Annotated in this window: 8 protein-coding genes; 1 reads left to right on the top strand and 7 read right to left on the bottom strand. The window is 43.1% G+C overall.

The window, feature by feature from the left end:
• Positions 1 to 57 precede the first annotated feature (57 nt).
• From ACM5QX_RS00930 to ACM5QX_RS00910, 5 genes are all read right to left on the bottom strand, one after another.
• Positions 58 to 2,550 carry a filamentous hemagglutinin N-terminal domain-containing protein gene (locus ACM5QX_RS00930; protein WP_414751993.1) on the bottom strand — a complete coding sequence of 831 codons (2,493 nt, stop codon included), beginning with the start codon at positions 2,548 to 2,550 and terminating at the stop codon, positions 58 to 60.
• Positions 2,551 to 2,616: 66 nt separating this feature from the next.
• Positions 2,617 to 5,082 carry a filamentous hemagglutinin N-terminal domain-containing protein gene (locus ACM5QX_RS00925; protein WP_414751992.1) on the bottom strand — a complete coding sequence of 822 codons (2,466 nt, stop codon included), beginning with the start codon at positions 5,080 to 5,082 and terminating at the stop codon, positions 2,617 to 2,619.
• A 76-nt stretch (positions 5,083 to 5,158) separates the two neighbouring features.
• A complete protein-coding gene (locus ACM5QX_RS00920) occupies positions 5,159 to 7,612 on the bottom strand; it encodes a filamentous hemagglutinin N-terminal domain-containing protein (RefSeq protein ID WP_414751991.1) in 2,454 nt (817 codons plus the stop codon).
• Positions 7,613 to 7,679: 67 nt separating this feature from the next.
• On the bottom strand, positions 7,680 to 10,133 hold the full coding sequence (locus ACM5QX_RS00915; protein ID WP_414751990.1) for a filamentous hemagglutinin N-terminal domain-containing protein: 2,454 nt from the start codon (positions 10,131 to 10,133) through the stop codon (positions 7,680 to 7,682).
• A gap of 82 nt (positions 10,134 to 10,215) precedes the next feature.
• Positions 10,216 to 11,982, bottom strand: coding sequence for a ShlB/FhaC/HecB family hemolysin secretion/activation protein (locus ACM5QX_RS00910; protein ID WP_414751989.1), 1,767 nt, complete (start codon positions 11,980 to 11,982; stop codon positions 10,216 to 10,218).
• Between the two features lie 334 nt (positions 11,983 to 12,316).
• Between ACM5QX_RS00910 and ACM5QX_RS00905 the strand changes: the two genes are divergently transcribed.
• A complete protein-coding gene (locus ACM5QX_RS00905) occupies positions 12,317 to 13,342 on the top strand; it encodes a zinc-dependent alcohol dehydrogenase (RefSeq protein ID WP_414751988.1) in 1,026 nt (341 codons plus the stop codon).
• 41 nt (positions 13,343 to 13,383) lie between these two features.
• Here the strand turns inward: ACM5QX_RS00905 and ACM5QX_RS00900 are convergent, their stop codons facing one another.
• Positions 13,384 to 14,367, bottom strand: coding sequence for a glycosyltransferase family 2 protein (locus ACM5QX_RS00900; protein WP_414751987.1), 984 nt, complete (start codon positions 14,365 to 14,367; stop codon positions 13,384 to 13,386).
• Positions 14,368 to 14,379: 12 nt separating this feature from the next.
• Positions 14,380 to 15,042: a TVP38/TMEM64 family protein gene (locus tag ACM5QX_RS00895; RefSeq protein ID WP_414751986.1), complete on the bottom strand. Its 663-nt coding sequence runs from the start codon at positions 15,040 to 15,042 to the stop codon at positions 14,380 to 14,382.
• Positions 15,043 to 15,067: the final 25 nt, after the last annotated feature.

The raw sequence follows: 15,067 nt of genomic DNA, 5'->3' as shown, positions 1-15,067 counted from the left end.
TATTCCGTATTTATTGTTCCCTTGGTGGTGTCTTTTGTAACGGTTGTGTTGGTGCAATTAATTCTGGGGTATAGCCATGCAGGTTAATGCTGTTTGTCCCTGAGTTAGGGATTGATTCGCAATTAATTCAATTTTGCCTTGGTTGTTACGATGCCAGGAATTTGCTTGGACGGGGATTCGTGGCTGTGTGGGTGTTTGTGCTTGCATCTGCGGTCTGTTCTGGAATGCAGATATATCGCGGGTATCAGACCAAGTGCGATCGCTCCTCATTTCTTGGCTAGGATTTTGGGGTATTCCACCCCGCCCTGTGGCGACAAAACTACCACTACTATTGGCAGAACAACCACTAGCTATTTGCTGGGATGGATCGATAATATTTGCTGGTAGTGCAACTAAACCAGAATTGGGATCAACACCAACGTTATTAATTTTTACTGTGCCATTAATGTTAAATTCAGAACTGGCTGTGATATCGTTGGTCTGCTCAACTCTTGGGGTGAGAGTATTGCGGAATGCTAGACCAATAATACCTTGAGTCCTGATATCAATATTACCACCTCTTCCTTTTACTGCATTAGCAATAATGTCACTGTTTTCTAGCCCAGCGATAACAGGAGCATTAATGCTAATATTGCCACCATTACCCGTATTCCCGGATGTCGCACTAATCAGGCTATTGTGACGTAGTAACAGCAGATCACTGACTTGTGAGGTAATATTACCGCCCTCACCCGACAACGTTTGAGCTTGAATGCTACCTTGACGATCTAAAAATATCGTATTGGCAGTAATGTTTATATGGCCCCCATCGCCTGCACCCTGATTAGTCACACTAACTGCGCCGCCATTGCTTAACGTCAAGGTAGGGGTGATTACATTCACAGTTCCACCATTCGCCGACAAAATATTAGGCAACCTGAATAACTGTTTGATTAATGCTGGCGGGATCAGGACGGCTGAGTTGATACTGCTATTATTAGCCTGACTGCGCCCGTCAATCAGAATCGATTCAGTCGCGTTAATGTTTAAATTTCCAGCTTTACCAATCAAAAAGGATGTGGTTGCAACTACTCCCCCATCGAGTAGTTGTAATCGTTTCGTATCTAACGTCAAGGTTTGGGCATCACCTGTGCCATAGGTGATTGCACTAATATTGCTATAGAGTCCTGCCGGATTGTCTCCCGTGACAGTAGTATTCTGACTGCGAATGGTGACTTGCCCTGTAGAACCAGTCCCAAATGCTACTGAGGAGATGGCTGCTCCCTGAGAAACTAGTAGACTATTAGTGTTAATGGAGAGATTGCCTGCTGACTTGGGAGTTCGGGAAGAGATGGTCAGGGACGTTACTCCTGTAGGATTGATGGGAGAAAAACCAGATAACTCAACTGTCTGTGCATCAATCTGAATCCCACCACTGGCAGCAAATCCAAAAGCATTGTTGTTGACTCCTGCTCCTTGTGAGAGGGTTAAGTGGGGGGTGATGATATAAATGGGTGAACCTGTGCCAGTATTCAAACCTTCAGAGCGGATGCCACTGCGAATTTGAGCATTGGCTGTTGTACCTATAATATCGATGCCGTCCGAGGCTTGTAAAATAATTTCACCTCCGGCGACATTTCCCAGATTTTTGGAAAATATAATTGAACCATCACTGATTTGAATGTGCCTTCCCTGTAATTGTACTGAACCAGCATTTAATGCCCCTGCACTTAATAATGCTCCTACAGTCAGCAAGGATTTTTGGGTAAGTTGGATATCTGCAAAGCCTTGCCCGCCCTCATAACTTAACTGATAACCCTGAGAAATGGGGTTCAAACTGACCATTCCCACTCCGCTTAAACTTCCCAATTCGACACGTCCTTCTGGCGCGTTCAAGGTTGCCCCAGTGAGATTTAAGTCGCCCCCTACCAGTGCCAAGGTCTTTCCTGGCTTTACCCTTAGTTCTGAGGTACTGGGACTTTGAGTGATGGGGGCAACGGTACTGACAGATGTTAGGGCATAACCTGTACCTTGAACTGTGATGGGGTTTGGATTACTTCCCATTTGCAAGCCAATTGGAACACTCATCGTCAGTAATGGTGTCACACTGGAATTATTGGCACTAAACTCTGTCCCATCAGCAAACTTAATACTATTTGCCGTTGTTCCTACAAACGACCCGCCAATATTCAAGGAGGCATTTGGAGCAAACACAATCCCTGCCGGATTCATTAAAAACAAACTTACTGGATTATTACTCTTAACAGTTTCAATCAGTCCATCAATATTAGAAACATTACCACCCGTAACTCGGCTAAATATATTTGTAATATTTGGTGTATTAGTTAAGTCAAAAGTTGCTGAAGAGTCTTTGGGTACAGAGAAATTACTAAAGCTGTGAAATAAATTATTTCCTCTGGCAGTACCGTTAATAATCTGAAAATTATTACCGCTTGGGTTGACAGTAGTGTTTGTGGTATCATCAGAAGTGACTTGAGCAGTGGCTGGTAAAGACATTCCAGCAGTTAAGAACACGCAAGCTAGACCCAAGCACACAGAAGTTAATTTCATCACCCCTTCTCCATTTCAACTTTATGCTTAGGTTTCCCACAATATTGTTTTGACTAAACAGTGCAATTAGCTTTGAGCCACCGCCGCACAGGTTAATGCTGGTTGCACCTGAGTAGGAGATTTATCTGCAACTAATTCGATTTTTCCTTGAGCATTATGTCGCCAACCAGTGGCTTGGACAAGAACCGGAGATTTGGGGATTTGTACTGTCACTGCGTCAGTATTGCGGTATGCAGAGATATCACGGATATCTGACCAAGTGCGATCGCTCCTCACCTCCTGTGAGGGATTCTGTGGTATTCCACCACGTCCTGTGGCGATAAAACTACTACTACTCGTATCAGCACAGCCTGTAGCAATTTGTTGGGATGGATCAGTCACATTTTCTGGTAATTCTAATAAACCAGAATTGGGATCTACACCGATAGTATGAACCTGTACTGTACCGTTTACCCCAAATTGGGAACTGGCCGTGATGTCATTTTCTGGGGTGAGTTGGTCACGATATTCTAAGCCGAAAATACCTTGAGTAGTAATTTCAATATTTCCACCCTTGCCATTGACGGCATTGGCAATAATATCACTGTTTTCTAACCCAACAATGATGGGTGAATTAATGTTGATATTGCCGCTATTGCCTGTACCACCTGCTTCGGCATTGATCAGGCTGCCGCGACGCAGGAGCAAGTGATCGCGCAGTTCGAGTTTGATATTACCACCTTCGCCGACTTTTGTGGATGTGGAAAGACTACCGCCATTTTCAAGATGTAAGATATTGGCATTAATTGCTAAAGTCCCAGCATCACCTAAAATCTGATTTTGGGCAAACACTTTGGCTTGATTGCTAATGGTTAATTTGGGAGTGTTGATAGTGACACTACCGGCATCGGCGGTAGAGTTGCTATTATTCAAAAGACCAGTAGTTGTGAACACGGTGTATGCACGAGCGATCGCTCCAATATAGCTGGGATTTTCTGGATCTTTCAGCCCATTGACATCGATTGACTCCGAGGCGTTGATTGTCAGATTACCAGCGTTGCCAAAACTCACAGTCGAAACTGAAACTAAACCCCCATCTTGAATAGACAATTTGCGGGTATCAAGTTGAAGATTGCCGGCATTCCCTGCACCAAAAGTATTCGCTGATAGCAAACTAATCAATAAAGAGCCTGGGAGGGTATTCAAACTTGATACCTCAACAGTATCAGCACTGATTTTGGCATTGCCACCATTGCCACTAGACAAGCTTCTAGTACCAACATTACCACCACCGAAAATTGTCAGGCGATCGGTAGAGAGTAATAAATCTCCACCTTGACCCCTACCATAAGTTGCAGTCATCAGTATGCCAAATATGGGAGCAATAAAAGGATTCCCCGGTTGAATACCACCCACTGATACTTCACTAGCTTTGACTACAACATCACCACTGGGTGCTGAACTATAAGTACGATTCAGAACGATCGCACCCCTATCAATGTGGAGTTTTGGGGTAGTAATGACAATATTCCCGGCTGAACCTGCTTGTAGAGTCTCATTGACGATGCCACTGGAAGTTCTAAAGTCTGGGGACATCCCCATCACTTGCAGCGATTCTGTGGCATTGATGGTAATATCACCCGCAGCCTGGCTACCTAAATTTTGTACTACTAGTAAAGCACCATTTTCAAGGTTGATCTGTTTTCCCTGGACTTGAATTGCTCCTGGAGTAGTTCCACGCACAGAGGCTACAGCACGTTGGCTCATATAAATATCACCAAAGCTATAGTTTTCGTCAGGATAATTCAGGGTTAAGGCTTGAGGAGTTAAATTGACGTCGATATCCCCTTGAGTCATGCTTCCTAACTCAATGCGTCCTCCTGGTGCAGCCAGAAAGCTACCATTGAGGTCAAGATTTCCACCCACCAAAGCTAGTGTTTTTCCAGATCGCACCTGTAACCCGTTGGTACTGGTTAATCCCGAAATAGGAGATGTGCCATTTAATATCTGATTGTTCCCTGTTCCCTCAACAGAAATTGTTCCCGAATTACCACCAAACTGTAACCCAATTGGTACACGCATAGTCAACAGAGGAGTTGCATTGGTGTTGATTCCACTAAATTCTGTCCCATCAGCAAATTTAATACTATCGGCTGTCGTTGCGACAAAAGACCCACCAATATTTAACCTGGCATTAGAGCCAAAAATAATTCCATTGGGATTGAGTAAAAATAAATTGGCACTACCATTGGCTTGAATTGAACCATTAATATAGGAAACACTGCCACCAGTCACACGACTAAAAATATTTTGGACATCTGAAGCATTGTCGAAGAAGGCAGAACCATTGTTAGGAATTGAGAATTGCTGGAAACTGTGAAACAGATTATTTCCGACACGGTTGCCATTAGTGATCGTGAAATGTTCTGAACCTGGAGAGACATTTGTCCCAAGAGAACTATCGGGAATAACTTGGGCGTTAACACAACTGCTGCCAACAAAGCTTATGACAATTCCGCCGATGACACCAAAGACCGTAAAAGTTACTTTCATCAACCTATTTCCATTTTCTACCCTGTAAGTAGTATTCCCAAATTATGATTTGGCTATAATCCTTTTGGGTCTATAACTAACCCTTGAAAATGTCTGCACAGGTTAAGGCTGTTTGTACCTGAGACGGGGATTGATTGGCAACTAATTCAATTTTGCCTTGAGCATTACGATGCCAGGAAGTAGCTTGGATGGGAACTTGTTGCTGTGTGGGTGTTTGTGCTTGTATTTGTGGTGTGTTTTGGAATGCAGATATACTGCGGATATCAGACCAAGTGCGATCGCTCCTTAGTTGTTGTGTAGGATTTTGTGGTACACCACCCCGTCCTGTAGCGACGAAACTACTACCACTGTTATCTGCACATCCACTAGCAATTTTTTGGGATGAATCGGTAAAATTTGTTGGTAATGCCACTAAACCCGAATTCGGATCTACACCGACGTTATCGACTTGCACTGTACCATTCACCCCAAACTCTGAACTGGCTGTAATATCATTTTCTGGCGTTAGTTGCGAACGGTACTCTAAACCAATAATTCCCTGAGTAGTGATGTTAATATTGCCACCTTTACCGCGAACAGCATTAGCTGTGATGTCGCTGTTTTCTAAGCCGACAATGGTGGGTGAATTAATGTTGATATTGCCGCCATTACCCGTACTGCCTGCTGTGGTTGTAATTTTACTGCGATCGCGCATTAACAGCAAACTTCCCACTTTTAAGTCTATATCTCCACCATTACCAGATTCGGTCTGTGCTTGAATCAACGCCTGATTTTTTAATTGGATAATATCTGCAATAACGTTAAGGTTGCCGGCATTACCAGTACCTTCACTCGTTACAGTCACAGTAGCACCATCCGTCAGTATCAGATTTGGTGTCGTAATACTAAGACTACCAGCGTTTGCCGTCAGCATATCTGGAAAGCCGAATGATCGACGCAACTGTGCATTAAGACGCGTTGCGGAAGAATTAATTGCACTGTTGTTATTATCGTTACGTCCACTAATTGTGATTGCTTCACTTGCATTGATACTTACATTTCCCCCGTTACCAGCAAACAGTGTAGATGAACCAATTCTTCCCCCATCGAAAATTTGTAATTTGCCAGTATCCAGTATCAAATCTTTGTTATCTCCGAACGCGAATGTAGCTAAAGTAATCGCACTGTCAAATCCTGAAGGGCTGTTGCCAATAACTGTAGTGTTTTGATTGCGAATTGAAACTTTACCACTACTTCCACTGCCAAAGGTAACCGAAGAAAGGGAAGCTCCACCGGATATTAGTAAATTATCACTATTAGCGAATACATCACCAGCACTACCAGAAGCAAAACTCAAAGTACCAATGTTAGTAACTCCATTCGGGTTTACTTGCGAAAAACCTGATATTTCAATTGTTGTCGCATCAATTTCAATATTGCCACTAGGAGCAGTTCCCAAAGTTATATTATTTAAACCACCTCCTTCTTGGAGAGTAAGTTTTCGAGTAAAAATACCAATATTTCCACCTGCTCCAATTCCATAAGTTTCGCTACGAACTCCACTCGACACATTTCCATCACTACTTCTGCCAATTAAATCAATTGCTGTTGATGCTTGAAGGCTAATTTCTCCACCAGGAAGATAGCCATAATTTTGTGCAAGTATCAATGAACCGTCTGTTAAACGGATATTTCTTGCTTGTAGACGAACAGAGCCTGAATTTACACCACTTACATTTATGAGTGACTTTTTGGCTAATTGAATATCACCAAAAATTTGTCCATCCTCATAACCCAAAGTATAACCTTGTGCATTTGGGATTAAATTAACTTGCCCAGTGCCGTTTGTACTACCCAGTTCTACCCGTCCTTCTGGAGCAGTCAATATAAACCCATCTATTTGTAAATTACCACCTACCAATGCTAGGGTTTTCCCTGGGTTCACCTGTAGTTCTGTCGAGTTGGGTGTTGGGACTATAACAGAACCGCTATTTGCATATCCTCTTCCTTGAGTTTTGATAGAAGCAGAATTACTGCCCATTTGCAAGCCTACTGGTGCGCTCATTGTCAGCAAAGGTTGATCCGCACCTTGCACAGCACTAAATTCTGTCCCATCGGCAAACTTGATACTATTAGCAGTTGTGGTTATAAAGGAACCACCAATATTTAAGCTGGCATTTTGCCCAAAAATAACCCCTGCGGGGTTGAGTAAGAATAAGTTGGCACTACCTTTGGCACTGATGTCACCATCAATGTTGGAAATATTACCACCAGTCACCCGACTAAAAATATTTTGGATATCAGTAGTATTGTCAAATGAAGCAGAACCGCCACTGAGTACAGAGAATTGGCTGAAACTATGAAATAAATTATTCCCAACACGAGTGCCATTGTTGATGGTGTAACTATTACTTCCACTCATGGAAGTAGTCGAAGTAACAGAAGTATTGAGGGTATTATCGGGAGTTACTTGTGCGTGAACACTATAGTTGTAAACAGCAGATAACCAGATTACACTTAGCACACCAAACCCGACAAAAGTTAATTTCATGAATCCAGTTTTTGTTTCTTCTTCTCCAAGTTTATTTTTCCCATTTTGGTAAGTTTTGTAACATTAATTAATTTCCAACTACAGCAGCACAGGTTAGGGCTGGTGGCATCTGCGGAGGTGATTTAGCCACCACTAATTCAATTTTACCTTGAGGGTTACGTTGCCAGGACGTTGCTTGGACAAGTGTTTCTGGAGGTTGCGGGATTTGAGCTTGGACTGTCTGTGTTTTCTGGTATGCAGAGATGTCGCGGGTGTCTGACCAGGAGCGATCGCTCCTGATTTCTTGTGTCGGGTTTTGCGGTATTCCACCCCTTCCTATGGCGATAAAACTACTGCCTTGATTATTAGAACAACCTGTAGTTATTTTCTGGGATGGATCGGTAACATTTGCTGGTAATTCGACTAAACCTGAGTTTGGGTCAACTCCCACAGTGTTGACTTGGACTGTGCCACTTAATCCAAATTGGGAACTGGCTGTAATGTCACTTTCCGGGGTGATTTGGTCACGGAATTTTATTCCAAACATACCTTGAGTGGTAATTTGAATATTGCCTCCCTGACCTGTAATGGCATTAGCAATAATGTCGCTATTTTCTAGTGCCGTGATAATGGGTGCATTGATGTTGATGTTACCTCCATTTCCTGAGCCACCAGCTGTGGAGGTAATTAGGCTATTTTGCCGCAATAGCAATAGGTCTGTTGCAGATAATTGAATATTCCCACCATTCCCAAATTTTGTCTGTGCTTGAATAAAACTTTGATTTTTTAATTGGATGGTATTAGTAGCGATGCTCATATTACCACCATTGCCGCTACCTTGATTTGTGACACCGACAGTTCCACCGTTGGTTAATATTAGCTTAGGTGTGGTGATGCTGACAGAGCCGGGATTTGCTGTTAGTATGTCCGGCAGACCAAATCTTTGTCGTAAAAAAGGATCGGGTCGCAAAGTGGAGGCGTTAATACTACTGTTAATGGTTCGACCTTGACCACTAATAGTGATAGATTCGCTGGCGTTGATGCTTAAGTCTCCGCCACTACCTACAAAAAATGCTGTGGTGGCGACTGCTCCCCCATCCAGAATTTGTAAGTTCTTCGTATCTAGGGTCAGGGTTTGAGCGTTTCCAGTTGCAAATGTCGTTGAGCTAATGTTGCTGTACAGTTCAGAGGGACTTTCTCCGATGACGGTGGTATTAGTATTGCGAATTGTGACTTTACCACTTGAACCGTTGCCAAAGGTAGCCGAAGACAGCGAAGCACCATCTGATATGAGTAGACTGTCGCCGTTGAAGAAAAGATCACCTGCGTTCCCATTGCCCAGTGTGGAGGTATTAATTGTGGTAACTTCCGCAGAATTTGTAGCTGAAAAGCCAGAGATGTAAGTTGCCGTTGCTTCAATGTTAATATTGCCACTAGATGCAGATCCTATAGTTGAGTTAGTCAAACCTGCTCCGCGATTAACGGTAAGATTAGAAGTAATAATACTGATGTTGCTGCTACTTCCTATACCTAAGGCTTCACTGCGTACCCCACTCCGGATTTCACCATCAGATGTTCTGCCTATTAATTTAATAGATTCTGTAGCCTGGAGGCGAATTTCACCACCAGGGCGAGCGCCGAAATTTTGTGACAGGATTAAAGAACCGTCGGTGAATCGCAGTTGCCTACCTCGAATCTGCACGGAACCAGCATTTACACCGCTTATATCTAATAGCGATCGCTCGGCTAGTTGAATATTGCCAAAGTGTTGTATATGACTATATCCCAAGGTGTAGCCCTGGGCGCTGGGTATGAGGTTGACTAATCCCGGACTACTCACACTACCTAATTCTAGTCTTCCCGTCTCTGCGATTAAGGTTGCCCCATTGAGGTTGATGTCACCGCCGACTAGGGCTATGGTTTTTCCCGATGGTACTTGTAGTTTTGTGGGATGAGGAGTCCGAATTAGGGGAGCGAGAGTCAGTCCACTGGTATTTGTTAAAGTGTGTCCTGTACCTTGAAGGTTAATTGGTGCAGGATTGTTTCCTAGTTGTAGACCAACGGGAACATTGATGCTCAACAATAGAGTAGGTTGAGGATTGATGCTACTAAACTCAATACCATCGGCAAATTCGATACTGTTGGCAGTTGTACTGATGAATGATCCGCCAATATTTAACTGAGCATTTGCTCCGAAAATGATTCCCTTGGGGTTGAGCAAAAATAGATTAGCGCTACCATTAGCTTGTATTAAACCGTCAATTAGGGAAACACTGGCTCCTGTGACACGACTAAAAATATTTTGAACATCTGAGGCGTTATTAAAGAAAGCAGTGCCTTTGTTGGGAACTGAGAATTGACTGAAACTATGAAATAAGTTATCTCCTACTCGATTACCGTCGGTGATGGTGAAGAAATCGCCGCTTTGAGAGACTCTGGTATTCACACTACCATCGGGAATTACCTGCCCACTGACAGGATCACAGCACGGTAGCATAGTCGTTAACAGCACTATTCCCAAGCCAATAGAGGTCGCTTTCATCACCAAGCCTTTCATTGATACCTGCTATTGAGGATGCCCAAAATAGTGTGCTATTAAATCATTGGTTGTATCAGCGCCGCCATTAAAATGGCGTATAGTGTATTGAAAAGTACAGCCCATTTTCTTGGAGCGATCGCTTTTCACCATCTACGGATGTTAAAGGAATACCCCAGTCTAGCCTAGCTGAGAAACTATCCCCTTGTTTCCATAGCAGCCCTAACCCGGTACCCACAAAGGTACTTGGTGATGGGTTATTGCCTTGGGTATTCCAGCCTGTACCTACGTCCATAAAAGGTGTTAGTTGTAGCACGCCTCCCCATTTGGCAGCACGGACAATCGGTAATCTCAATTCCCCAGACAACAATAAACCATTATCTGTAAGTAATGTATCTTGGCGATAACCTCGGACACTCAACTGACCACCAAGACCAAATTGTTCCAAGGGTACTAAGGAAGTTGAGGCTAGTTGGATATCGCCTCTAGCTAAAAATAGGGTGTCTGGGGCTAACTGCTTTACCCACTGCGCCTGTCCCCGCCAAGCAAAAAAGCGACTATCGGGTTCATCCTGATTTACATTAGCATCGAACCAATTTACGCCCAAGCTAAATTGCGATCGCGCTGCAAAAACTTGCTCATTGCTGCGTTGGGTATACTCCTGAGTAAAGCGCAAGGCAGAAATCTTCGTTCTTCCTTCTGCATCTGCACCAGGTGATAAAGGAAACCCACCAATATTATCCAGCCCTAACTCGGTTTGGCTTTCTTGGCGCGAGAAAGATAGCCCCACTGCTAATTCCTGGGTAGGCTTTTGGATTAGTGGTTGTCGATAACCGAATTCATAAGAGGTCGTGTTTGATTGAATATCTAGGACACTGAATGGGTCTTCAATTACACGGTTCCACCCCTGATTAATACCGAAGGATACAGTACCATTATGGGCATTAATTGGTAACTGGTAATTTAAATTAATGCTATTACTGCCGTCTGTATTGCTATATCCTACGCTGAGAGTGTCGCCTAAACCGAGCAAATTTGCCTCTTGCAGATTTACCCCCCGGCGAAAACTACCCACACTAGGCGATCGCCCATTATCTAATGTTGCTGTCAGCGAGAAGGTATCGGCTTCTTGTACCTCAACTTGCAAGATGTTAGTTCCAGGCGCTACACCCATTTGTAACTCGGCTGACAAATTTTGAATACGGGGATCGAGACGCAGAAGTTGTAGCTTTTCTATTAAGCGCGGTACGTTGAGGGGTTTACTAGCACCTAGTTGGATGCGATCGCGAATGTATTGACTACGCAGTCGCCGATTACCAACAATCTTAATTTCCTGCAAACTGCCTTCTACTATCTGAATAGTAATAACTCCAGCTTCTACTGTTTGCGGTGTAATTAAAGCCCCTGTCGTTACATAGCCGTTATCAGTGTAGAGTTTGGTGATAGCATCTCTAACTTGCAACAGTTCTGCAAATGATACTTCTCGTCCTACAAAAGGATCTGTAATAGAGGCAAATTTTTCTGGTGGGAAAACTTTACTACCAACAACTTCAATCCGATCAACTCGAAATTTGGCATTAGTATCATTTTGTACTGGATCTTGCTGCTCTGGTAGCTCCGTCGGAGTAGGCAATTGCTCTTGATCTGATGGTTTTTGTAATACTTCCGACGGTAAAGTCCTAGTAGGAATATCTTCTAAACGATCCTTTGGTAATGAGCTAGGGTCAGGAGTTTGGGCGATCGCCTGATTATAGTCCCACAATACTGCTGCTATCACAAAAGCATATTTTATAAGTTTGAGTTTAATTAGGGAATTTTCTGTATATTGAACTAATAATTTTGAATTTACAGTCATGTATTTAAATCCCCGATACTTCGGTTTAACGGGTATGTTTAATTACATATGATGTCTATATTTTTTACAGTGAACATCAGCATAAATACCGTTTTTCCTATTTAGCCAATGGCAAAAGTGTGATTAGGGAAAACTAGAAAATAAATTATCGGAAATTGATAGTTCGGTGAGGTGCGTCAGTATGAATAATTTCTGAGTATATTTAAGTTTTATTGCGCCGACACACCCTATATTTTGGATATTTTTTTATCTGGAATTCCCTTACTTTCACCCCTCACCAATGCCCACTTCTCCTGATACAATCATGAAAAACTGAGTTTTATGGGTTAAAGCTGTGTTAGCAGCCTTGCTTTATGGTCAAGAAGATTTACGCTTAGAACAAGTTGCTGATCCATCTCCAGAGGTTGGGGAAGTGGTAATTAAAGTGGGAGCAGCAACAACTTGTGGCACAGATTTAAAAGTCTGGCGGCGTGGTGGTCATGCCAAGATGTTGAAACCGCCTACTTTATTTGGTCATGAAGCAGCCGGGGAAATTGTGGCAGTGGGTGCGGGTGTGACGGGTTGGCAAATAGGCGATCGCGTAGTTGCCAATAATTCTGCGCCTTGCATGAAATGTTTCTTTTGTCAACGTCAAGAATATTCCCTATGTCCCAACTTGACTTGGAATAATGGCACATTTGCCGAATACTTAAAAATCCCCGCACCCATAGTACAGCATAATTTATTGCAGGTTCCTGATGAGTTGCCGTTACCATTAGCCGCCATGACTGAACCCTTGGCTTGCGTCCTGCATGGGGTAGCTCGTTCTCAGATTAAACCTCAAGATAAAGTTGTTGTCTTGGGAGATGGGGCAATTGGGTTAATGTTTGTGGCTACTTTAGCTGATACCGTTGAGGTATTGTTGTGGGGTGGTAACGACCAACGGCTAGAAATTGGTCAAAAATTAGGTGCAGCTAAGACCTTTAATTATCATCAAAATCCAGATATTCCTGGTATGGTGAAAGACCTTACCCAAGGCTGGGGTGCGGATGTAGTCATTGAAGCGACTGGTGTACCCAAGGTTTGGGAAACTGCGATCGCCTGCGCTCGTCCTGGTGCGATCGTCAACTTATTTGGTGGTTGTCCACGAGATACAACAATTACAGTGAATACAGAACAACTGCACTACAGTGAACTGACTCTCAAAGGCGTTTTTCACAACACCCCTGAATATGTCCGCGCAGCACTGGCTCTCATAGCTAGCCGTAAAATCCCTTTTGAATTATTAATTAGTGAACAGCGTCCTTTAAAAGATTTAGAGCAAGTATTTGATGATATGAAAGCGCGGAAGGTAATTAAGGTAGCGATGGTTTCTAGTTAGAAAATATAACTACGGACTCAGTGCCAATAATTCATTAGTATTTAATTGGATGAGGAAATATCTAATGATTGTTGAGCATCAGGATATTGCTGCTCAAAGCCGCTAACTTCTGACAATGTATAAAGTGGTCTTTGTTTAACCTCTTCATAAATTCGCCCGATATATTCACCTAAAATACCAATACTCACCAGTTGTACTGCTCCCAAAAAGAAGATAGCGATGAGAATAATGGTGATTCCAGTTAGGGGAGAATGGGGTGTAAAAATCCGCCAGTATAAAACTAACAGACACATTAATAATGAGGCTATTGCTGCAAATAGTCCTAAATAAGTTGAAAGCCTTAATGGCACCTTAGAAAAGGCAACTATGCCATTAATTGCTAATGCGAAAGATTTACGAAATGTATATTTAACATCGCCAGCAAAACGCGGATCTCGTTCAAATCTGACTGCTGTTTGGTTAAAACCTACCCAGGAACGCAAGCCGCGAATGTAACGATTTCGCTCTGGCATAGCATTGAGTACATCAACAACTTGCCTATCTAATAAACAAAAGTCTCCGGTATCTGTAGGAATATCAACATCCGCCAGTTGTTTGAGAATCCGATAAAAAGCGTAGGCGGTGAAGCGTTTAAACCAGCCTTCTTGACGGCGTTTGATTCTTTGGGCGTAAATTATATGATATCCTTGCCGCCATAATTCCACCATTTCCGCGATCAATTCTGGTGGATCTTGTAAATCGGCATCGAGAATCACAACTACTTGTCCACGGGCAAAATTTAAACCTGCGGTGACGGCGATTTGATGACCAAAATTTCTGGCGAGACTTAAGTAAACAACACGCGGATCTTTTTGATGTAATTCTCGCATCATTCTCAGAGAGCGATCGCGGCTGCCATCATTAACTAAACACAACTCGACTGAACCATCCATCTGATCCATTACTTGGGAAATGCGGCGATACATTTCTGTGATGGTTTCTTCTTCGTTGTAAATCGGGACGATAAAAGAATATTTAGGCGGCATAGTTGAGATGTGTTATGGTTTTTTACGAGTGGGAAAAGAGCGACGACGACGATACCAAGTGGAACCACCAACTAGCATTCCAATCAATGCCAAAGCACCAACTAATGGTAGAACCTCACCAGTACGGATGGCTTTTAAGCCGGAACTCCCCAAGAGGACAAACGGTAAGATTCCGGGTACTGTTCCCAAGGCTGTACCAATTAGGTAATCCTTGAAGCTGATTGATGTCAAACCGGCAGCAAAATTGACTAATCCATAGGGCAGAATTGGCATCAACCGGATAGCAAACATATAAAAAACGGCTCCCTGTCTAACTTCGGCATCGATAGCTTGCCAACGTCCAGCTAGTCGTTGAGCCACAATTTCCCGTCCTACTGTCCGCGCAAAAATAAAGGCAGCGATCGCCGCAATAATTGCCCCTACACTTGTCCAGAATGTCCCCATCCAAGGGCCGAAAATCGCTCCACCAGTTAAATTCAATGCTGTTGATGGCAAAATTAAAATAGTGGCAACCACATATACAGCTACATAAGTAACAGGGGCCCAAATTCCCGCAGATTTTAACCAACCTTGAATTAACTCTGGATTAATTCCCCCCAGTAGATATCCTGTAACTCCTGTGGCGATGAGACACACGGCCATCAATAAGGCAAAACTGGTTTTAGCATTTAGCATTAATTGAGACTCCTAGTTGTTCAAC

The organism is Anabaena sp. CCY 9910 (assembly GCF_963920875.1).
GTDB lineage: Bacteria > Cyanobacteriota > Cyanobacteriia > Cyanobacteriales > Nostocaceae > Trichormus > Trichormus variabilis.
The sequence above is the reverse complement of the archived record's forward strand: the minus strand, read 5'-3'. Positions and strand labels throughout refer to the sequence as shown.

What these genes read in the sequence shown, in the direction of transcription:
- ACM5QX_RS00930 (WP_414751993.1), bottom strand. Translation starts at nt 2,550, where the DNA reads ATGAAATTAACTTCTGTGTGCTTGGGTCTAGCTTGCGTGTTCTTAACT.
- ACM5QX_RS00925 (WP_414751992.1), bottom strand. Translation starts at nt 5,082, where the DNA reads ATGAAAGTAACTTTTACGGTCTTTGGTGTCATCGGCGGAATTGTCATA.
- ACM5QX_RS00920 (WP_414751991.1), bottom strand. Translation starts at nt 7,612, where the DNA reads ATGAAATTAACTTTTGTCGGGTTTGGTGTGCTAAGTGTAATCTGGTTA.
- ACM5QX_RS00915 (WP_414751990.1), bottom strand. Translation starts at nt 10,133, where the DNA reads ATGAAAGCGACCTCTATTGGCTTGGGAATAGTGCTGTTAACGACTATG.
- ACM5QX_RS00910 (WP_414751989.1), bottom strand. Translation starts at nt 11,982, where the DNA reads ATGACTGTAAATTCAAAATTATTAGTTCAATATACAGAAAATTCCCTA.
- ACM5QX_RS00900 (WP_414751987.1), bottom strand. Translation starts at nt 14,367, where the DNA reads ATGCCGCCTAAATATTCTTTTATCGTCCCGATTTACAACGAAGAAGAA.
- ACM5QX_RS00895 (WP_414751986.1), bottom strand. Translation starts at nt 15,042, where the DNA reads ATGCTAAATGCTAAAACCAGTTTTGCCTTATTGATGGCCGTGTGTCTC.